This is a genomic window from Terrisphaera buseokensis, from assembly GCF_047521145.2.
In the GTDB taxonomy this organism is placed as follows: Bacteria; Verrucomicrobiota; Verrucomicrobiia; order Opitutales; family Opitutaceae; genus ER46.
On sequence record NZ_CM134186.1, the window covers coordinates 6,699,569 to 6,719,725 of the forward strand.

Annotated in this window: 14 protein-coding genes; 2 read left to right on the plus strand and 12 right to left on the minus strand. The window is 64.7% G+C overall.

The genetic code is table 11. The annotated features are described in order from the left end of the window. Window positions 1-71 precede the first annotated feature (71 nt). The 3 genes from ACLJEU_RS25295 to ACLJEU_RS25305 form a co-directional block, all read right to left on the minus strand. Window positions 72-2,045: an alpha/beta fold hydrolase gene (locus ACLJEU_RS25295; RefSeq protein ID WP_414661222.1), complete on the minus strand. Its 1,974-nt coding sequence runs from the start codon at window positions 2,043-2,045 to the stop codon at window positions 72-74. 90 nt (window positions 2,046-2,135) lie between these two features. Beyond that, window positions 2,136-4,856 carry a TonB-dependent receptor domain-containing protein gene (locus ACLJEU_RS25300; protein WP_414661221.1) on the minus strand — a complete coding sequence of 907 codons (2,721 nt, stop codon included), beginning with the start codon at window positions 4,854-4,856 and terminating at the stop codon, window positions 2,136-2,138. A 240-nt stretch (window positions 4,857-5,096) separates the two neighbouring features. Continuing rightward, entirely contained in the window at window positions 5,097-7,850 is a 2,754-nt protein-coding gene (locus ACLJEU_RS25305; RefSeq protein WP_414661220.1) for a TonB-dependent receptor domain-containing protein, read from the minus strand. A gap of 186 nt (window positions 7,851-8,036) precedes the next feature. On the opposite strand from ACLJEU_RS25305, the gene ACLJEU_RS25310 reads away from it, so the two are divergent. Together ACLJEU_RS25310 and ACLJEU_RS25315 are read left to right on the plus strand one after the other, a co-directional pair. Continuing rightward, window positions 8,037-9,035: an XdhC family protein gene (locus tag ACLJEU_RS25310; protein WP_414661219.1), complete on the plus strand. Its 999-nt coding sequence runs from the start codon at window positions 8,037-8,039 to the stop codon at window positions 9,033-9,035. Continuing rightward, window positions 9,025-9,633 carry a nucleotidyltransferase family protein gene (locus ACLJEU_RS25315; protein WP_414661218.1) on the plus strand — a complete coding sequence of 203 codons (609 nt, stop codon included), beginning with the start codon at window positions 9,025-9,027 and terminating at the stop codon, window positions 9,631-9,633. Before ACLJEU_RS25310 ends, ACLJEU_RS25315 begins: the two co-directional genes overlap by 11 nt. A gap of 201 nt (window positions 9,634-9,834) precedes the next feature. Here the strand turns inward: ACLJEU_RS25315 and purE are convergent, their stop codons facing one another. The 9 genes from purE to ACLJEU_RS25360 form a co-directional block, all read right to left on the minus strand. Continuing rightward, the gene (purE, locus tag ACLJEU_RS25320; RefSeq protein WP_414661217.1) at window positions 9,835-10,326 is read right to left on the minus strand and encodes a 5-(carboxyamino)imidazole ribonucleotide mutase; all 492 of its coding nucleotides are present in this window, start codon (window positions 10,324-10,326) and stop codon (window positions 9,835-9,837) included. Window positions 10,327-10,507: 181 nt separating this feature from the next. Then, the gene (locus ACLJEU_RS25325; RefSeq protein WP_414661216.1) at window positions 10,508-12,610 is read right to left on the minus strand and encodes an RDD family protein; all 2,103 of its coding nucleotides are present in this window, start codon (window positions 12,608-12,610) and stop codon (window positions 10,508-10,510) included. A gap of 43 nt (window positions 12,611-12,653) precedes the next feature. Then, a complete protein-coding gene (locus ACLJEU_RS25330) occupies window positions 12,654-13,124 on the minus strand; it encodes a hypothetical protein (protein WP_414661215.1) in 471 nt (156 codons plus the stop codon). An 8-nt stretch (window positions 13,125-13,132) separates the two neighbouring features. Continuing rightward, window positions 13,133-13,714, minus strand: a complete 582-nt coding sequence (locus ACLJEU_RS25335; protein WP_414661214.1) for an RNA polymerase sigma factor — start codon at window positions 13,712-13,714, stop codon at window positions 13,133-13,135. 454 nt (window positions 13,715-14,168) lie between these two features. Next, the gene (locus tag ACLJEU_RS25340) at window positions 14,169-14,999 is read right to left on the minus strand and encodes an HDOD domain-containing protein (protein ID WP_414661213.1); all 831 of its coding nucleotides are present in this window, start codon (window positions 14,997-14,999) and stop codon (window positions 14,169-14,171) included. 237 nt (window positions 15,000-15,236) lie between these two features. Continuing rightward, window positions 15,237-16,034, minus strand: coding sequence for a hypothetical protein (locus ACLJEU_RS25345; RefSeq protein WP_414661212.1), 798 nt, complete (start codon window positions 16,032-16,034; stop codon window positions 15,237-15,239). A 216-nt stretch (window positions 16,035-16,250) separates the two neighbouring features. Continuing rightward, window positions 16,251-17,246, minus strand: coding sequence for an HDOD domain-containing protein (locus ACLJEU_RS25350; protein ID WP_414661211.1), 996 nt, complete (start codon window positions 17,244-17,246; stop codon window positions 16,251-16,253). 5 nt (window positions 17,247-17,251) lie between these two features. Then, window positions 17,252-18,121, minus strand: a complete 870-nt coding sequence (locus ACLJEU_RS25355) for an HDOD domain-containing protein (protein ID WP_414661210.1) — start codon at window positions 18,119-18,121, stop codon at window positions 17,252-17,254. A 156-nt stretch (window positions 18,122-18,277) separates the two neighbouring features. Then, the gene (locus ACLJEU_RS25360) at window positions 18,278-20,104 is read right to left on the minus strand and encodes a phosphoenolpyruvate carboxykinase (GTP) (protein ID WP_414661209.1); all 1,827 of its coding nucleotides are present in this window, start codon (window positions 20,102-20,104) and stop codon (window positions 18,278-18,280) included. Window positions 20,105-20,157 lie beyond the last annotated feature (53 nt).

Consider the following 20,157-nt stretch of genomic DNA (forward strand, 5'->3'; position numbering starts at 1 on the left):
CGACAACGTGAGTGAACCGCGCGGTGAAATCCACGCGCAAAGTGATGCGCTTGGATACGGTGCGCCCCTTGCTACCGGGCCGGCTCGACGACCTTCGTTGGTCCAATCTTCACTGCGGCACCGGCGGGCGGCACGTACTTCTTCAGGAACGCGTCGACGCGGGTGTAAAACGCGATGCTGATCTCCTCCTTGCGGAAGCCGTGGCCCTCCTCCTTTTCGATGATCATCTCGTACGTCCTGCCGGCTTTCTTCAGCGCCGCCTCCATGTCGAAACCCTGGGAAATCCGGACGCGCGGATCGTTTTTTCCGTAGGCCATGAGCACCGGTGCCACGATACGATCGGCGAAATGCACCGGCGAGGTGTCATGCAGACGCTTGCGTTCCTCCGCCTTGGAAAGATCGGCAATGCGCGTGGACATCCAGTGGAGACGGCTCGCGGTGGCGGACTCTCCCGTGGGGATCAGCTCCTCGATGTCGACCACGCCGACATAGTTGATGCCCGCGCAGTAGAGCTCCGGCGTGAACGCGAGGCCGGCCATGGTGGCGTAGCCGCCGTAGCTGGCCCCGGCGATCACCACGCGCTGCGGATCGGCGATGCCGCCGGCGATCGCCCACCGCACCGCATCGGTGAGATCGTGCTGCATCTCAAGGCCCCATTTCTTCCAGCCGGCTCGTTCAAACTGCGCGCCATAGCCGCCGGAACCGCGATAGTTCACTTGAAGCACGGCATAGCCGCGGTTCGCGTAAAACTGGATCTCCGGATTGAAGCCCCAGCTGTCGCGGATGCCATACGGCCCGCCGTGCGGGTGCAGGACGAGCGGCAGACCCTTTGCCTCCCGCCCCGCGGGCACCGTGAGGTAACCATGAATCGTCAGACCATCGCGGGCGCGAAACGAGATGGGGCGCATCGACGCCATCTTCTCCGGATCAATGCCGGGTTTGATCACAGCCAGCTCCTCGATCTTTTTCGTCGCCTGATCGAACAGATAGTAGACGCCGGGATCGCGATCGCTGGTCGACAGGATCAAGCGACGGGATCCGTCCCGGGAGGCGTGCAGCAGGCGGTTCGTGGTGTCGGGCAGGGAGGCGTCGATGCGACGCTGCAACGCCTCCGCCTCCGCATCGATCCAGTGCAGGCGCGGCCGGTCCGCGTTGCAGGAGACCGCCACGACTTTCTGCCGCGGCTCATCCCACACGACGCCGCCGCTGTCGTAGGTGTTGTCGCCATACACCAGCTCACCGAGCGCGCGCGTATCGGTGTCGTAGCGATACACCGCCGTCGTACGTCGCCCCACGCTGGAGGAAACGAACAGCGTGCGGTTGTCGCCGTCGAAGCCGAGGGGCGACCAGCCGCCGCGGTCGGCCTCATGGGAATGAACCGGCGTCCACGTTCCTTTCGCGTCGTCGCGCAGGAGTACGGTGATCGTCTGACCCTGTTGCGAAACCGCCACTCGCGGACGGCGCTGCCGATCAAGCACCCACCGACGCACCCAGCCCGGATTGGGCGTATCCAAGGTCATGCGACCGGTCTTCAGATTCATCCGGCACACGTCCGGACCCTGGGCGCCGGAGAGATTGCCCAGCACCAGGATGTGCTGGGGGTCGTCGGGCAGGCGCGTGAGGAGGCCGCGAAACTGGTTGTTGGCCTGCTGCGTCGTTCCCGCCTGCTGCGCGCCGCTGGCCAGGACCACGGCTTCGGAGCCATCGCGGTTCACGGCGTACACGGCGGCCCACTCCTCGCCGTCGAAGTCCTTCGTGTAGACCAGTCGATCGTTGCTGGCCCACAGCAGCGAGCCGACGTCGTTGTCGCGGAAGTTTGTGAGAAGATTTTTCGTCTTCTTCTCGAGATCGATGACCGCGAGATTCATGCGCCGTTCGTACGGCACGAGGCACGCGATGCGTTTGCCGTCGGGGGAAAACGTCAGCGACGCGATGTTGGCCTTCTTGAAAAAGGTTTCGATCGGCAGCTCCGGCGGCGGCGCGGCGCGCAGCCACGAGGCGGTGAAACCCGCGGCGAGACAGAGGACGAGGCGGACACGTTTCATGGGGTAAGCGACAGGGATGGCGGTTAAAAAAAGCGCGCCCTCCGGATCAGGAGGGCGCGCCAGTGAGTCCATTCCGCTTCTCAAGCGGGATCAGAATTCTCTCCTGAGCCGGAGGTAGGCGGAAATGCCAAGGGCACCGGCGCCGTAGACCCGATCGTCAAAGCCCAGGGCGCGAAACCCGACTGCCGGCGGGCGGGCGTTGAAGACATTGGTCACACCCAGCGTGACGGACATCTTCCTGAATCCACGGTAGCTCACAGACGGATTGATGAGCGTGAAGACGTTCTCGCCCCAGCCGGCCGTGGTCCAGTTGTCGTTGAAATATTTCCCGACCACGTCGGCCGCCACGCGCGCGCTGAAGTTCTTGTAACTCCAGCTGACCCCGTAGTTGTAGCGCCACTCGACGTCGAACGCCAGGCCGGTGTTGTTGAAGAAGCCGGCGCCGGTGCCGGCATCGGACCCCTTTTTGATGACCTGGGTGATTTCGGCATTGAACGTGAAATTGCCGAGGCGCGTGTTCCGCAGCGAATAGCGCACCCCGTAGTCGAGGCCGCGGTAGAGTTGCAGACCGAGATTGTTGGAGATCGCGGCAATCGAGGCGATGCGGCCGGGCGTACCGTCGGTTGTGGGATCGCGGGTGATGGCGTTGGGGAATAGCCGGCGGCCTTCCGCGGTCAGCAGATAAGTGGCGCTGAGGGAGGAAATGACGTTGGTGATTTGAACGTCGAAGAAATCCACGCTGAAACTCAGGCCCCGGATTGCCGGCACTTCGAACACGGCGCCGGAGTACTGCACCTTGCCCTCTTCGGGCTTGAGGTTCGGATTGCCACCGACGCGGGACGGCAGCTGCCGGGCGGCGTCCTGCGGGCGCAGCGGATCGAGCAGGCTGGTGCTGGTGACGGCGTTGGATTGCGGCTGGTAGAGCTGGCCGAGATCCGGCGCCTTGAACGATTCCGAATACGAGCCGCGGAGCACGACGTTCAGGAAACGGTTGTTGGGCAGGCGGAGTTTCGCGCCCACCTTCGGCTTCGTGGTGTTGCCGAAATCGCTGTAGCGCTCATGGCGCCCGGCGAGCTGAAACTCGACCCACTTCTGCACCGGGACGGAGAGTTCAGCATACGCTGAGTGAATGTTGCGCTTGCCCTTGAAGGGCGTCGTGGCGGTGAACCCGATGAAGTTATTCGGCTCGGGATTCGAACTGAGATTGTCGCGGCGGTATTCATAGCCGGCCGCAAGCCCGAGTTCGCCCGCGCCCTTCCACGGCAGCTGGTAGAAGCTGCCGTTGACGGAAGCGTCGAAGCTCAGGCTGTCGATCTTGCCGTCGAGACCGCGCGAACGGGTGTAGAGATTTTTCTCGATGTCCGGATTGTCGGAAGGGCCGAAGGGATTCCACGCCGTCGCACGGGTGGTGCCGTTCAGCGCAGCTTGCAGGTCGGCGGCCGCGATCAGATCCGTGTCACGCATGGTCTCGTTCTGTCCGAAGCTCACCGCCGTTTCCCAATTCCAAACGCGGAGCGCGGTGCCACGGAAGCCGGCCACCGACGACATCGTGGTGCTGGTGACTTCGCGCTTGGGCAGATACTCGCCACGGAACAGGTAGGGGAAGGTCGTCGTCGTGTTCGTGAACGACAGGCCCGTGGGATTGTAGGGATTGGTCGCGGGCAGCGTGATCCCGGCGAGGGAGTTCGTGAAACCGTAGGGCTGGAGCTCGTAGTGCGTGAGGCTGCGGCTATAGAGGAAATTCGCAAAGGCCGACACCTGGGGATTGATCACCCGCAGGATGCTGGCGTAGCCGCCCCCGCTCTCGCTCGAGGGATAGAGCTGGGTGACGTTGGCGAAATCCTGCCGGTTGTCATTCGTGAAGACCGCCGTCGAGGTGCCGACATAGGTGAAACTCGCCTTGGTCGGATTGGTGACGCCCTTCGGTCCCTGCACGATATAGAAACCCGCGGCGGTACCGAGTCCGGACGCCACCGCCTGCGCCGCCGTCAGCGAAAGATAGGACGGATGATAAATCGTGCTGTTCATGTTCGTCCCCTTCTGCCCGAGGTAGCGGTAGTCGGTCGTGGTGACGCCATAGTCCTTGATGAAACTGGAATTCCGGCTCTGCAGCGTGACGCCTGCCGTGATTTCCCAACCGTCCTTGGAAAGACCCGTGAAGATGCTGACGGTCTTCCTCAGCGTGTCGTGCTTGAGCGTGTTGGAGAGGGTGAGTTCGATCGAGGAGCCTTCGTAATTCTTCTTCAGGATCATGTTGAACACGCCTGTGATCGCATCGGAGCCATAGATGGCGGAGGCGCCGTCCTTGAGGAACTCGATGCGATGAATCGCAGACGACGGAATGCTGTTGAAGTTGAAGACCGTCTGCGCGGTCCCGCTCGAACTGTTGGTCAGCGCATACGGCACGGCGCGCCGGCCGTTCACGAGGCTGAGAACGCGGTTGGAGCCGAGCCCGCGCGGATTGATCGTCGCGGCGCCCGTCACAAAACTCGCCGTGGTGAATTCGGAGTTACTAATGGCGTTGTTGTAGGGCAGGCTCTGCACGAATTCGCCGAGCGTGGCGTAGCCCTTGTCCTCGACCGCGGCCGCCGTGAACGTGACGACCGGCGAAACGGTCTCGTAGTCGACGCGCTTCACGCGCGAGCCAGTGACCTCGAATTTCTCGAGGACCACCGATTCACCCGCCGCGACGGCCTCCTTCTTTTCCTCCGGTTTCTTGACGTCCTGCGCGAACAGCGCGCTGGAACAAATCAGATGGCAAAGACCAAGGCATGCGGCCGCCTTCGCGGCGGCCAGCGGCGTTGTGTTCATAGGTGGTGTCGTGCTGTCCTGAAGGTGTCTCCGGTGCGCGGTAAACGTGCCGGTGTTGTGGTGACGGGTTATGACACAGGGAGACGTTACGAATAAGCAACGTCGATCTGGCAGGGAGAGCGTGGATCGTGCCAGCCGCGACGTACCCGTCCCGCATCGACGGGGCCGGACGCAGGCGTAACCCACAAAAAAACCGGGCCCGTGAAGGGCCCGGTTGAAACTGCGGGAAGCGATTTCCGCTTAGAACTTGTACTTCGCCTGGACGTACACGAAGCGGCCGATCGGGTCGTAAGCGTTGATGTCGTGCGACTGATTGCCCTCGGACGGAATGTACGGCGGGAACTTGTTGAACACGTTGTTCACGCCGACGGAGGCCGTCAGGCCCTTCAGCCACTTGTTACCCCAGTTGGCGAAGGAGTGGCCGACCTGGAGATCGAACGAGTGATACTTGGCGACCCGGAAGCGGGTCGGGCTCGTGATGTCGTCGATGCTGGGCACGTACGTGTGCGCCACGCCAGCGGTCCAGTCCTTGTGCGACCAGTCAATCCGGGTGTTGAGGCGATAGCGGGCGAACACGCCGTTGCGGCTGGTGCCGGAACCACGGGCGAAGAAACCATCCTGGTAACCGTCCGCCGGCGAAGACGGCAGCGCCTGGAAGACATAGTTGCGCAGATAGGTGCCAGCCAGCGTGCCGTTAAAGCGGCCCCAACCGTGGGTGTCGTACTTATAGCTGACCTGAAGGTCCATGCCGTCCTGCCAGGCGCCCGCGACATTCACGTTCTTGTTGGTGTACCATACTTCGTCGGACGGGCGGCTCGTGATCTGGCCCGGGGCCGTGATCGGAGCGCCATCGGTGAAGTGCGTCTCACCCGCGACGCTCGTCGCGAGGCGAACCTGCGAGGCGTAGATCGAACGCGGCCCCTTTTGCTCGACATCGGAAACAATGAGCAAGTCGGGCACCGAAGACACGATATCGCGCTCGTCGATGTTGAACCAGTCCGCCGAGATCGAAAGGCCCTTGATCGCTTTCGGAGACCAAACGATACCCGCCGACCAATTGCGCGACTCCGACGGCCGCAGCGCAGTGTTCGAGCCGGTCTGCGAACGGTACTGGCGGTTACCCGTCAGCACGCCGAGCGCGTTGCCGTTGGAATCATAACGCGCCATGTTGATATTGGGCGAGAATCCGACGGAGAGCGGGCCGTAAAGGTCGTAGAGAGAGGGAGCCACGAACGATTCAGAATACGTCCCACGAAACGCCAGCTGGTCGTTGAACGGAAGATAGCGAACCGAGTACTTCGGCACCGTCGGATCAGACGTGGTGCTGTACTTGTCGTAGCGGGCCGCGAGCGACAGCTCCAACACATGGAAGCCGGGAATCGAGTTCTTCTCGCTGAAGATCGGAATGCGGGCCTCCGCGTAGTACCCGTCGACATTCGAGCGCGCGTTGAACGGCTGACGCGGGGTGGCTTGGAGCCAGTTGCCGGTCTGGTCGTTGCGATCGTTGGTGAAATCGAGTTCATCCCACATGAAGCCCACGCCAAGACCCAGCAAGACGGGGCCACCGGGCAGCCGGAACATCGGGCCATTGACGCGCGCATCCCAAGTCTTGAGCGACGACTGGAAGTCACGGACTTGCGTGCCGCTCATGCTGGCGACAATTCCGGGCGCCTGGCTGCGGGCGAAAGGATTGTAGGCGCCGGAATTGACCAACTCGGTGTACTTCGTGCCATCGATCAGATTCTTGTTACGGAAATCGTGATTGGTTCGGTTGAAGTTCGCCGCGGCCTCGTAGCTCCAGCCCTCGAACAACGTACCCTTGATGCCGATCACACCGCGAATGCTGGTGGACTCGTTTGCGTAAATGCGGGGGAACGTCAGAAACCGATTGCGGGCGGTGACCGTGACATTGAACGGATTCGCCGGATTCGAGCCGGCCACGCTGCCGGTGACCGGTTGGGCATTGAGCACCGATTCCGTTTCATTGAGCGAAAAGATGAAGTCGCCGAAGAGCGTCACCTTGTCGGTCAAACGGTGCTCGATGGCGGCGGTCACGCTGCGACGCTCGGACTTGGCCAGCAGCGTCGGGTAGTTGGCCAAATCGAGGAACTGCGACACGGCTTCCTGCGTCAGCGGGCCCTGGTAGATCCCTTGCGCGACGAGCTGGGCCGGAGTGAGGTCGAGGTTGGCTGCCGGAGCGTTCGCGCTCGGATTCAAATAGTAGAAGTCATTTCCGATACTCACCACGCCGGCAAACGACGGCGTCCGATACAGCCCCGTGGAATAGGCGCGTTCATTTTGAATCAACGGATCGCTGCTCTTCCATTCCGTCGTGACCGTGAGGCTGGTCTTGCCCTGACTCGCACCGAATACGCCGTAATAGCTGCGATTTTCCCAATGGCCCTTGTTCGTGCTGAAGCCGTAAGAACCACCGACTTCGCCGCCGTTGTAATTCGTCTTGAGGATGATGTTGATCACGCCCGACACAGCATCGGAACCGTAGGTCGCCGAAGCACCGTCGGAGAGAATTTCAACCCGCTCGACGGCAGAAAGAGGGATCACGCTGACGTCGACAAACGAGTTGCCGCCCGTAGCCAGAACCGGTGAAATCGCCGCACGCCGGCCGTTGATGAGGACGAGCGTCGGACGATTGCGCAGCGAGAGACCGGAACCGCCGTTCGAGTCGCCTGAATTTACGTTAGCGACGTCCGAGCCGAGATTGTTCGCACCGTAGAAGGCAGGTTGAGTCCGGCGCAGGACGTCCGAGAGATCCGTGCTGATGCCTGCTTTTTCGATCTCACCTGCCCCGACAATCTTGATCGGAATCGCCGGAGCCCCGGCCGCAAACGGGATCAATGAACCCGTGACGACGAACTTCTCCAAGGTGATCTTCTCGTCAGGTTTGGGCGCGGTCTGAGCCACGAGGTTCGAAACAATGCCGGCGCCCAAAAACAGGGAAAGCACGGCCGCTAACTTCCGCGAGCGGATGTTCATAATGTTCAGTTTGGTTGGTTGTGGTAGGGGCCAAAACGGCTTGCGCCACCTTCGCCTAGGGGCAAAGAGCGCGACTTATGTCATAATTCAAGTGTGAATCTCGTTATCCCCAGCGGTTAGAAGCTCTGATTTCACCTCCGTAACCTTGCGTTTTGCACCGCAAAGGGCGTTTCCTGCCGCTCCGCGATGAAAGAACTCTCGGCTATCGTCGACGCGCTCCTTGCTCCCGACGCCACTCCGGCGGTGCTCGCCACGCTCGTGGCCGTGGAAGGATCGTCCTATCGCCGACCCGGCGCGCGCCTGCTGGTCACGCCCTCCGGCCGCCGCATCGGCTCCATCAGCGGCGGCTGTTTAGAGGAAGATGTGCTGGCCCGCGCGATCCAGGTTCAAGCCACCGGTCGGCCCGATGCGGTGGTCTATGACACGACCTCGGAAAACGACTTGGTGTGGGGCGTCGGATTGGGGTGTCACGGCGTCGTGCGCGTGCTGCTTGAAAAGGTGCCCGCCTGCCCGCCGTGGGCGGTCGCTCTCGCCCTCAACGCCCGCCGGCGTCGCGCCACCGCCCTGACTGTCATTCACGGCGGCGACACTCCGACCACATGGGGCACGCGTCTCGCCGCACCCGGTGACTGTGCGGATCGCGAGGCGCTCTTTCTGGAAGAGATCGAACCGCCCACCGCCTTGCTGGTGTTCGGGGCCGGCGATGACGCCCAGCCTGTCGTGCGGTTGGCCAAGGAATTTGGCTGGCACGTGACCGTGGCTGATCCGCGCGGTGCGTTTGCCACCGCGACGCGATTTCCCACCGCGGACAACGTCCTCGTCGCACCGGCTGACCAGCTGGTGGAACGCGCCAATCCGGACCGCGCCGCTCTCGCCGTGGTCATGACGCACCACTACGTGCATGACGTGCCGTTGCTGCGGGCGCTGCTCGCCCGCCCCCTCGCCTACGTCGGCCTGTTGGGACCGAAAAAGCGCGCCGAGAAAATCCTCGCCGACCTCGCGGCCGCGGGCTCGACGATCACGCCGGAACAGCGGGCCCGCCTGCACGCCCCGGTCGGCCTCGACCTTGGCGCCGACACCCCCGAGCAGGTCGCGTTTTCCATCCTCGCCGAAATGCAGGCGAGCCTCGCCGGCCGCAACGCCCGCCCGCTCCGCGAACGCACCCAACCGATCCATGCCGAGTAATGCGTTTCATTTCGGCGTGGCCATCCTTGCGGCGGGCGCCTCGACGCGGATGGGCTCGCCCAAACAGCTGCTCGTCGTGGACGGGAAGCCGCTGCTCATCCGTGCCGTGGAGGCGGCGCTGGCGTCGGCGGCCTGGCCAGTCGTCGTCGTCCTGGGAGCCAACGCGGAACAAATCCGCCCCGCCCTCGCGCGACTCCCGGTAATCGTAACTGAGAACGCCGCATGGTCGGAAGGGATGGCGGCCTCGATTCGCGCGGGCGTGACCACGCTGCAGCAGTTCTCCCGCAGTCTCGACGGCGCCTTGATCGCGCTCTGCGATCAACCCGCCTTTTCAGCGGAGACGATTGCCCGACTGGTTGAAACGCAACGCACGACCGGCCGCAGCATCGTGGCGGCGCAATATGCCGGGCGACGCGGCGCACCGGCGCTGTTTCTCCGCCAGCATTTCGCCACGCTCACCGCGCTGACGGGCGAGGAAGGCGCGCGCGCGCTGTTGCATGGCGATCCCGCCGCCGTGGCGTCGGTCGATCTGCCGGCGCTCGCCCTCGATCTCGATACGCCCGCCGATGTGGCTGCGCTGACGGCCCAACGCCGCTGAACGGGTGACAAGGCAAAGGCTGCCCGCGAATCAAGCCAACCGACGCGAATGAGAATAAACTCGCCCCACAAACGTCCTCGCGGAAGGCGGGCAATTTTTACCGCTGAAATTCGCGTCCGTTCGCGTGATTCGCGGGCAACTGCATTGCTGGCCAAGACCGGGAGGCGGCGAGCGCGCCCGGACCAGCGTCGGCGAACCGGCTCAGGGCAGCTGGGCTGAAACGACTTTCTCGGTCTGCGCCACGCGATAGGCGTCGAGCGCCTGCTTGGTGCGGGCGTCGTGCCGCGCGAGAATGGCGACGGCGAAGAGCGCGGCGTTGATCGCGCCCGGCTTGCCAATGGCAAACGTCGCGACCGGCACGCCCGCCGGCATCTGTACCATCGACAGCAGTGAATCGAGCCCCTTCAGCGACGCCGACTCCATCGGCACGCCGAGCACCGGCAACGCCGTGAGTGCCGCGGCGACACCCGCGAGGTGCGCGGCGCCACCGGCCGCCGCAATGACGATCTGGAGGCCGCGCGATTCGGCGGTGGTCGTCCACTCGTGCATCAACTGCGGGCTGCGATGCGCGCTGATCACGCGCTTTTCGCAAGGCACGCCGAGCGCGTCGAGCGTCTGGGCACAATGCTGCATCGTCTCCCAATCCGATGTGCTGCCCATGATGATTCCGACCAGAGGAGTGGCTGAGGACATGACGAGGAACGTTGTGAGCACGTTCGACGGGGCGAGAGAAATCTGTGTCTTGCCGCCCGACCCGCCTCAGCCGCAAACGTCCGTTGCCCGCGAATCACGCGGACGAACGCGAATCAAAAACCAACCTGTGACATTCGCGTCGGTTCGCGTGATTCGCGGGATGTCTTCCGCCTTGTCCGCCTCACAACAACGACGTCCCCTTCGGTGCCAGCACCACGGTCGTGCCGGCGATCTTGTCGTGCCAGGATTGTTTGTCGTCGTCGAAGGCCACCCAGATGAAACCGAGGCCCGCGACCGCCAGCGACAGGAAGCACGCGAGGGCCCGCACAATCGCCGTCGCCCAGTCGAGCTCGCGATTGTCCACCCGCACGACCCTCAGCCCGCACACAATGCCGCCAATCGTCGTGCCCTTGTGCCGCCACATGATCGCGCCGTAGAGCGCCAGGGCGATCAACCAGCCGCCCGGACCGTTGTGAAACTGCAGGAACCGCGGCAACACGCCGGCGATGAACGCCATGATCATCCCGATCAGGACGCCGTCGATCGCCAGCGCACCGAGACGGATGAAGAGCCCCGCGCGCGGCCATGCGCTGGCGGACAACGCAACCGCGGGCGGCGCAGCCAACGGACGCGCGGGTGGCGCGACGGGTGGCGCTGGCGGCACGAACGGCGGCACGGACGCCGTGGGCTCGGACGCCATCATCGGCGGCGGAGGGCTCGGCGGCGTCACCGGCAGGCCCGGATCACTCACCGGTCCTGTCGGCTCCGGCACGACTTCGGCCGGCGGCGTCACTGCTTCCATGGCCGGCGGCTCCGCCCGACCGAATCCGGCACTCACCGTCGGCGCGGAGACAATTCCCATGGCTGGTCCGGCGACCGGCGGTGGGACGGTCTGCGGCGGGACGGCTTCCGCCATCGGCACGAACGTCGCCGGCACCGTCACCGCTTGTGACCGGATCGGCGGGATCGGAGCGGGTGCCGGACGGGACGCCGCCGCTGCGACCGCGGCCGCCCGACGTTCCCGCTTGATCGCTAGGAGCACGGTGTAAATCACCACGCCGAAGCCCAGCCAGTGGAACAACGCGAACGTCAGGAAGCCGACGATCGGGGTCATATAAAGAAGGAGCGTGATTACACCACCGATTAGCACGGCAAACACGGGGTGACTGAGCGGGCCGTCACCAAAGAAGCGGGTAAAGCGCCGGCCAATCCACGCGAGCATCGTCGCCATGCCGAAGAGTTTCGCCACCAGCAGCGCCAGCCCGAGAAACGGCACCAACAGCGCGCCCACCACGGTGATCGCCAGGAGCGCGGTCACCACGGGCGTCAGCAGGACGGACAAAAATGCGGTCAGGACCGACGAGCCCGGACGCGTTTCCAAGGTCTCGGCGCAGGCCACAATCCCGCGGGAGAACAGCAGCGCGAAGAGCAGGTAAAGGCCGAGAAACGCCAGCGCGACGCCCCACGCCCATTCCAGATGCGGCCCGATCGCCAGCGGACGGCCGAGGACGAGGCAGTTCTTCACCCATGCCACCAGCCACTCGGTGTTGCCGAAGCCACCGAACAACGGCACGTGCACTTCGCTGCCGCGCACCTGGGCGTTCGGATCACGGGTCAGCCGCCCGCCCACGACCACGAGGTCGCCGCCAATCACGGCGTTCGGCCCCAGGTTCATATTGCCCAGAACGGAGACCGCGTCGCCGCCGACCGGACCGTCGATGACAGAGGCGCCCAAGACACTCACCGTGTCCCGGCGGACTTCGCCGTGGTTCTCCAAACGCCCGAGCACCGCGACGGCCGCCCGGCCGACTTTCGCCTCGCGCCGGATGAACGTGTCACCGAGGACCGAAACCACATCGTACACGACGTTGCCCTCGATCGTCGACGTGCCGAAGACGGAGACGACTTCACGCACGGAGCTGTCCCGCGGCACCACATGGCTGCCGATCGGGAATTCGCTCGAGCTGCGCGCGCGGGGCTCGGACCGACGCTGCCGGGGCGCGGGTGTCGGGGTCGGCGAAGGTGGCGGACTGGCGGGCGTCGGCGCATCGAGCCGCCGCAACGGCGGCTCGGCCCCCGCGGGAGTTTCCGGGGCCGGAGCGGTCGCCGCCGGCACCGCCGGGACGGCGGGAGCATTCTCACCCGCAGCCGGCGCGGGCGCGAAGACGGGCACGGGCGGCTTGGGCTCGGCCGGGGGCGCTTCCTGCGCCCCCACGCCGGGAACCAGGCCCACGAGCAGGGCTGCCAGCGAGCAGCCGATTGAAAAACGAAACGGGGTGGTCATGTCAGCGGGCGCACCCGGGGTGCGCGGAAGAAAAGTGAGAGGTTTAGCGGCGCGCATGGAGGGCCTTGTAGGCGGCCGCGCCGAGTCCGAGCAGCGTGGCGTACATGGCGGCGATGAAGGCCAGTCCGCCGTACAGCCACACAGGCGGAATGTTGCGATGCATGATGTCGAAGAACCCGCCGATGGCGTGCACCACGGTCAGGCCCTTCTCGTACCAGGCCAGCTGCGGCGCGAAGGCTTCGCGGAACGGCGTGCCTTCGAAGCCCGCCATGATCCACGCGCCGAGCAGCAGCGCGAAACGCATCAAGACCAGTGAAACCACGATGAACCCGGCGCGGGCCAGCATCGGCCAGTGGACGAAACTTCGCCGCCACCACGGCAGCGCCGCGCGGCGCTCCAGTTCCGCGAGCACGCGCGTTTCGAGTGTGTCAGGCGCGCGTCGCGGTGGCAGCGCCCGCAGCGTGGCGTGAATCTGGCGTTCCAAGGCTTCGTTCGGTTCGAGAGGGGAAGACATGGGAGGAATCAGCCGGTGATTTTCTCGTGCGCGGTTTCGCCGCGACGAAGGATTTTCGCGAGCGCGGCACGCGCGCGCAGGATGTCGGTTTTCACTTTCGCCAGTGAAACCCCGAGCTTTCGGGCGATCTCCTCATAGGGCAGATCCTCGAAATGATAGAGCACCAGCGGGACGCGCTGGTGCTGGGGCAGCTGGGCGAGCGCCTGCTCGACCAGCGCCCGGCGATCGTCGGCATCGACCCCGCTGAAGAAGGTGTCGGGCGCGGCAAACTCGACCTCGGGCGCGTCGCCCTCGCCACCGGCATCATCGCGCCGGAATTCGGAGAAAAACCGCCAGCGTTTCCGATAACGCGAGAGGTGGTTCAGCGACAGGTTCGTCGCGACCGTTTTCAGCCAACCGCCGGCGGTGGGGCTGGTGCTGAGGTGACCATAATTTTCGTAGGCCTTCAGGAAAACTTCCTGCGCAATATCCTCGGCCTGCGCGTCATTGCCGGTGAGACGGGCGGCGGTCGAGTAAACCATGTCCTGGTAGCTGCGCATGAAGGTCGTGAAGTCGGTCGGCGGGCCTACGCCGGCTGCGGTGGTGTGCACTGGAGAGTCATCGTTCGCTCTCACAACCCCGGCCCGTGGCGAAAAGTTGCAGGATCCTTCACCCGGCGCGCCCGGGCCCGGCCCAAGAGCCGGGGACGATCCGCGGTCCCCGTCAGGTGTGTCGCGCAGGATCGCCATGGCGCGACCAAACACTGCGCCGGCGCTGCCGGCAAAGCAAGGTCCACCCGGGGCGTTTCGCGGTCATCCACCCGACATGACTGACTTGCGGGGTAGCCGGCGGACTCAGCCGCCGGGTCTCACACCCACAGCCGTGGCTACGAGCGCCAGCGAGTGGCGGTCCACCCACTCGCGGGCGCTCGTAGCCACCGCCATGCTCCAAAAGCAAAGGGCGGTTTGCACCCGTGGTGGCGGGGTGCGCGCTACCGAGCGGCGACGCTTCTGCCCGCGGGACAGTGTGGCGATGCTCAGTGCAGCGACCGCCCGGCCGCAGAGGCTACGACACGCTCGCGCAGAGGAGCACGTAATGCGCCCGCGCGCGATTCGCGCACTCTTCCATGTCCGCCTCGGACACGCCGGCCAGCGTCAGTTTCGCTGGCGTGCTGACCCAGTCGCCTTCTTCACCCGGCAAATCGAGCCCGAAACGCGCCGCCACGCCGCAGGCGAGGTTGAGCACGCAGGCGCTGATGTTCACGCCATCCGCTCCGAGCGGCTCGTAGTGATCCTTCACGGCATCCACGAGCTCCGACGGAAACCGCCAGTGCTCGAGCAGAATCGAGGTCACCTGCGACGAGGTGAGCCCAAAGGTGTGTTTCTCCCACTCGGAAACCGACGGCCATTCCGCCTCCCCGGGGTACGTCTTGCCAAACGCGGCACCGTCCAGAATCACACGGCCCACCGTGCGCAACAGGCCCGCCGTGTAGGCCAGCCCCGCATCGCGCCCGGCCCGCTGGCCGAGCAGTTCGGCGGCGGCCGCCGTGGCCACCGCGTTTTCCCACAACCGGGTCGCCGTCAACCGGTACGTCAACAAGTCGCGCTGGCAGATCTGCTGCGTCGCCGCGAGTCCGACCAGACGAAAGACCTCGCTCAACCCCACCCGGCCGACCGCCGTATCCAGGGAGTCGGTGCGATCGCGCAAACCGAAGAGCACGCTGTTGCTCATGCGGACGACATGAAACGTCAGCGCCTGATCAAGGCGGATGAGCTTGATGATCTCCTGCAGGTCGGCGTCCGGGTCCAGCAACAGGATACGCAGCCGGCTGAAGGTGGCCGCCGCGGGCACCAGTTTATTACCGAGCGTGATGATGGTTTCGCGCGTAAGCGACATGAAGGGCAGGATTGCTTCTCTTCATTCGGCACGCCGGTCGTCGCGGATGAGGGAAATCTTCCCCGGGGCCGGGGTCGCCGGGTTGAGGACCGGGGAGCCGAACAGGCCGGCCGCAAGCCATGTCCGCCCCGGCCCGAGGGCAGTCTCGAGCTGGCTTTGGGTAGGGGCGCGCCTCGTGCGCCCGGGAACAGATATCGAGACGGTCTTCGGGCGCGCAAGATGCGCGCCCCTACAAGATCAGAAGTCGATGGCCTTGAGCGTCCCAATCTGGACATCGAAGCGCTCGTCGAACGGCTTCACATGCTTCAACTCCGTGCGCTTCAAATCAATCGAACCGCCGACAGCCACGAAGAGCACCGAGGCCACGGCGTCGCCCTCGAGCGCCACCAACGCCGGGGGATATTTCGGGTTCACCGCCTCGAAATCCAGGGAGCCTTCGCCGGACTTGATGCTGACGATGAGCTTGGACCGGAAACTGGAGCGCAACCGGATGGCGATGTTTTCCAGCAGGGCGCCCTCTTTTCGCACCCGGACCAGCACGAGAAACTTGTCCGGCGGAAAGCGCTCGTTCCCCACCTTGAGCAGGGGCACCTCGAAGATGAGATGCGTGGGCGTCTCCGCGGAGATGAATGACTTGGACACCTCGATCAGTTCGCCGAGCGACGGCCGCTTGCGGCTGTCCGCATTGCCCGAGAACTGTCCCGGCTCACCCTTTTCGCCCTTCCGGCGGTACTTGCTGCGCTCACGTTCCGTCGGCTCCTTGCCCTCGAGTTTGAGCGGCGTCCACTGCTCCGCGTACGGCTTGGACGGGTCGAAGCGCACCACGGTGTCCGATTTCACGCGTCCCTTGCTGTCGCGCATCACGCGGTGCTCGGTGTAGGCCCAGCGGCGGTAATCGTCGGCCGTGCGGTGCAGCACGTCGTTGAGCATCGAAATCTCAGCCGGCGTGGCGGCGCGGGTCGTCGACACTTCCGGTCGGACCGCGCTAATCGTGGTCTCGGCGGCGACCGCGCTCGCGGCCAGGGCGCACGCCATCGTCAGGCAAAGGAGAAGTGAAAACGTCCGCGGCATGCAGCTGGGTGTCAGGTGAGGGAGCAATGTTCCCCAGCCTCTTTTCCACCGCAAGCTTCGTGCCGCGATCGGTTTCTCGCGCGGGGTGGGACCGTCGGGAGCGCAGGCTTACCGCCTGCATGGGATCGGAGCTCGGACGATGCCGGCGGGACGCCTGTGCTCCCGGGAGATCGCTGCGCTTCAATACAGCGCTTTGCGCTGCTGATTGAAGATCGTGGCCACCCGCTCCGACGCCGTGCGAAATTGCGCTTCCTCGATGCCCGCGGCCGCCAGTTTCTCCGGCGTCACTTCCCAGCACACCGCATCACCGGGCAGCGCCTGGCAATGTTCCGCGACGATCGCGCCCGCCAGATTGAGGACCACCGCAAAACGATTCTCGTAGTCCGCCTCGTCCAGCAGCAGGTGGCTGCGCAGCGCGTTCACGAGATCGGCGGGAAAACGCCACTCTTCCATGACGATCGCCGACACCTCGACCCCGCTCACGCCAAAGCGGGCCTTTTCCCATTCGCCGTAAACGGCGAAGCGCTGCGGATCAAAAACGTCCGCGCCCGTCACCCGCAGGCGACCCGCGCGATCCAGCACCATGATGCCGATGCCGCGCAACAATCCCGCCGAGTAAGCCGTCCGCGAATCGACGTCCGCGTACACCGCGAGCGCTTCACTGGCCAGGCCGTGAAACAAGAGCGATTCCCGCAGCCGTTCAGCCGTGACGCCGTAACAGCCAAGGGCGCGATCGACGAGTCCGGCGACCGTGGCGGCCCCGACGAGCCGCAACACTTCGCCAAAACCCACGCGATTCACGGCTTCGTCAATCGAGCCCACGCGGGTGCCGCCACCGAAGACGGCATTATTGCTCAACTGGATCACCTTGGACGCGAGCGTCGGCTCGATCCGGATCTCCGCCGCGAGTTCGTCGAGATTGGTCCGAACATCCTGCAACAGGCGGCACAGGCTGTTCATCACCCGTGGCGCGGCGGGCAGCTGGCGCGCGTGCACGAGGATCGTGTCGCGCGTGACCGCGAGATCCGCGGCCCCGGTCGGCAGGCTGAGCGTGCGCCGCAGCGACACGATCGAGGGCGAGCGAAAGTGCGTGGTGCCGGACGTCGTCAGATTGGAAGGCGTCACATTGAGATCGACGACCGCATCGGTGACAGGGTTGGACAGGATGTTTTTCATGGCCGTTAGTTCGCCAGCGCGGTCATGGCAGCGTCGAAAGCCGCTTCGATTTCACCGATCGCCAGTTCAAAGTCGTCCTCCTTCAGGCCGGCCGCGGCCAGTTTCTGCGGGGTGATTTCCCACCAGCTGCCCTCGCCCGCGAAACTGCGGCCCACGCGATGGGTCAGGCCGTTCGCGACGTTGAGCAGGGCCGCCAGCGGGCGTTCGTAGTCAGCCGGCTGCGCGAGATAGTGCGAACGCACTGCGGCCGAGGCCTCGGGTGGAAATTTCCACTCGTCGAGCAGCATGGCCGAGATTTCACAGCTGTTCATCCCCGCGAGGCTCTCCTCCCAGCCCGCATAGGCCGTCCACGGGCCCTTCCCAAACGCCTGGTCCGGCTTCACCACGCCACGGCAGGAACGATCGAACACGATAAAGCCCAGCGTCCGCAGGAGTCCCGCCGTGTACGCCGTTCGCGGGTCGATTCCCGCCGGTCGGGCCAGCGCCTCCGCGGCAAACGCGCCGTAAAGCATGTTCGCGCGCAACGTGTCGGCACTGATGCCGTAAAAGTCGAGCGCGCCTTCGGTGAAGCGGCCGGTCGTCGCCGTGCCCACGAGGCGCAGGATTTCACTGAATCCGACGCGATTCACCGCCTCCTGAATCGAGGACACCCGGCCCGCCCCGGAAAACATGACGCTGTTGCTGATGCGCACGATGCCAGCCGACAGTGCGACGTCCCGACACAGCAAACTCGAGATGTCATCCAGTTCGGCGTTCACGTCCTGCAACATCTCCCCGAGCTTGGACAACACGCGCAAATCCGCCGGCAACGTGCGCGCGACCCGCAACAAGGCTTCGCGGGTAACAAGGGGGCAGACATCAGAGGCAGCGGCCATTCTGTCCGTATCGGCACGGACCTCGCGAAACGTGAGCGTGATCCGTAAGAATTTTCCTACACCCCAGGCCCCGCGCGATTCGCGCCGCGCGGACCGCAAAGCCCGGCTTCGTGGGGATTTACCCCACGAGGCCGCTTCGCCACCACCGCTGCCGGCCTACATCCGGCAAATCAGCAGCTCACGCTCGTACACCATTTCCTTCGGGAGATGGTCGTGCAAATCGAGGAACAGTTCCTCGTGGCCGATGACCTCCGCGCGCCACAGCGCCCGGTCGAAGCGCTGGAGTTCGTCGAATTTCTCCTCGGAGAATTTGAGCCCGGTCCAGTCGATGTCGTCGTAATGCGGCACCCAGCCAATCGGCGTTTCCTTGGCCAGCGCCCGACCGCGCGCGCGATCGACGATCCACTTGAGGACGCGCATGTTCTCGCCAAAGCCCGGCCAGAGGAACTTGCCGTCCGCGCCCTTGCGGAACCAGTTCACATGGAAAACGCGCGGCACTTCGCTCAGCCGCTTCTGCATCGTGATCCAGTGCCGGAAGTAATCGCCCATGTGGTAGCCGCAGAAGGGCAGCATCGCCATCGGGTCGCGGCGCACCTTGCCAATCGTGCCGGCCGCCGCGGCGGTCATCTCCGATCCCATCGTGGCCCCGATGTACACGCCGGTGCTCCAGTTGAAGGCTTGGAACACCAACGGCATCGTCGTCGCCCGGCGGCCGCCGAAGATGAACGCGCTGATCGGCACGCCCGCCGGATCCTCCCAGGCGGGATCGATCGTCGGGCACTGCGACGCGGGCGCGGTGAAACGCGCGTTCGCGTGGGCCGCCTTGGCGCCGGTGGTCTTGGCGATTTCCGGCGTCCACGGATTGCCCTGCCAGTCGGTCAGCTGCGGCGGCGGCGTCTCGGTCATGCCCTCCCACCACACGCCACCCTCGGGCGTGAGCGCGACGTTCGTGAAGATCGTGTTTTTCGCGAGCGAGGCCATCGCGTTCGGGTTCGTCGCGTTCGACGTTCCGGGCGCGACGCCGAAGAAGCCGGCCTCGGGATTGATCGCGCGCAGGCGGCCGTTCGCATCCGGGCGGATCCACGCGATGTCGTCGCCGACGGTCCACACCTTCCATCCCTTCTTCTGGAACGAAGCCGGCGGAATCATCATCGCGAAGTTCGTCTTGCCGCACGCGCTCGGGAACGCCGCCGCGACATAGGTCTTCGCACCCTTCGGATCCTCGACGCCGAGGATCAGCATGTGCTCGGCCATCCAGCCCTCGTCGCGCGCCATGTTGGAGGCGATGCGCAGCGCGAAACACTTTTTGCCAAGCAGCGCGTTGCCGCCGTAGCCCGAGCCATAGCTCCAGATCTCGCGCGTTTCCGGGAAGTGCACGATGTACTTCTCCTTGTTGCACGGCCAGGCGACGTCCTTCTGTCCCGGCTTCAACGGCGCGCCGACCGAATGCATGCAGGGCACGACGCGCTTTTCGGCCCGATCGATCTGCTCAAAGACCGGCAGCCCGATCCGCGCCATGATGCGCATGTTGACGACGACATACGGGGAGTCGGTGAGTTGGACGCCGATCTGCGACATCGGCGATCCGATCGGTCCCATGCTGTACGGCAACACATACATCGTGCGGCCCGCCATGCACCCGCGGAACAGATGCTTCAGCTTGCTGCGCATCTCGTACGGATTGACCCAATTGTTCGTCGGGCCCGCCGCGTCCTTGGAATACGAACAGATGTAGGTGCGATCCTCGACGCGCGCTACATCGGTGGCGTCGCTGCGCGCATAATAACAACCCGGCCAGAGTTTCTCGTTCAGCTTGGTGAAGGTGCCGCTCCGCACCATCTGCGCGCACAACGCATCGTATTCCTCCTGGGAACCGTCGACCCAGTGGATCGCATCGGGCTTGCAGAGGTCGGACATCTTCTCGACCCATTTCAGCAAGTGCTTGTTCTCCGCAAGAGGCTTGGCCGGATTGCGTTTTTTCATCACGGAGACCCTGCGGACGCCCCGCCAGGAGTAAACGGCAAAGCCCGGGCAAC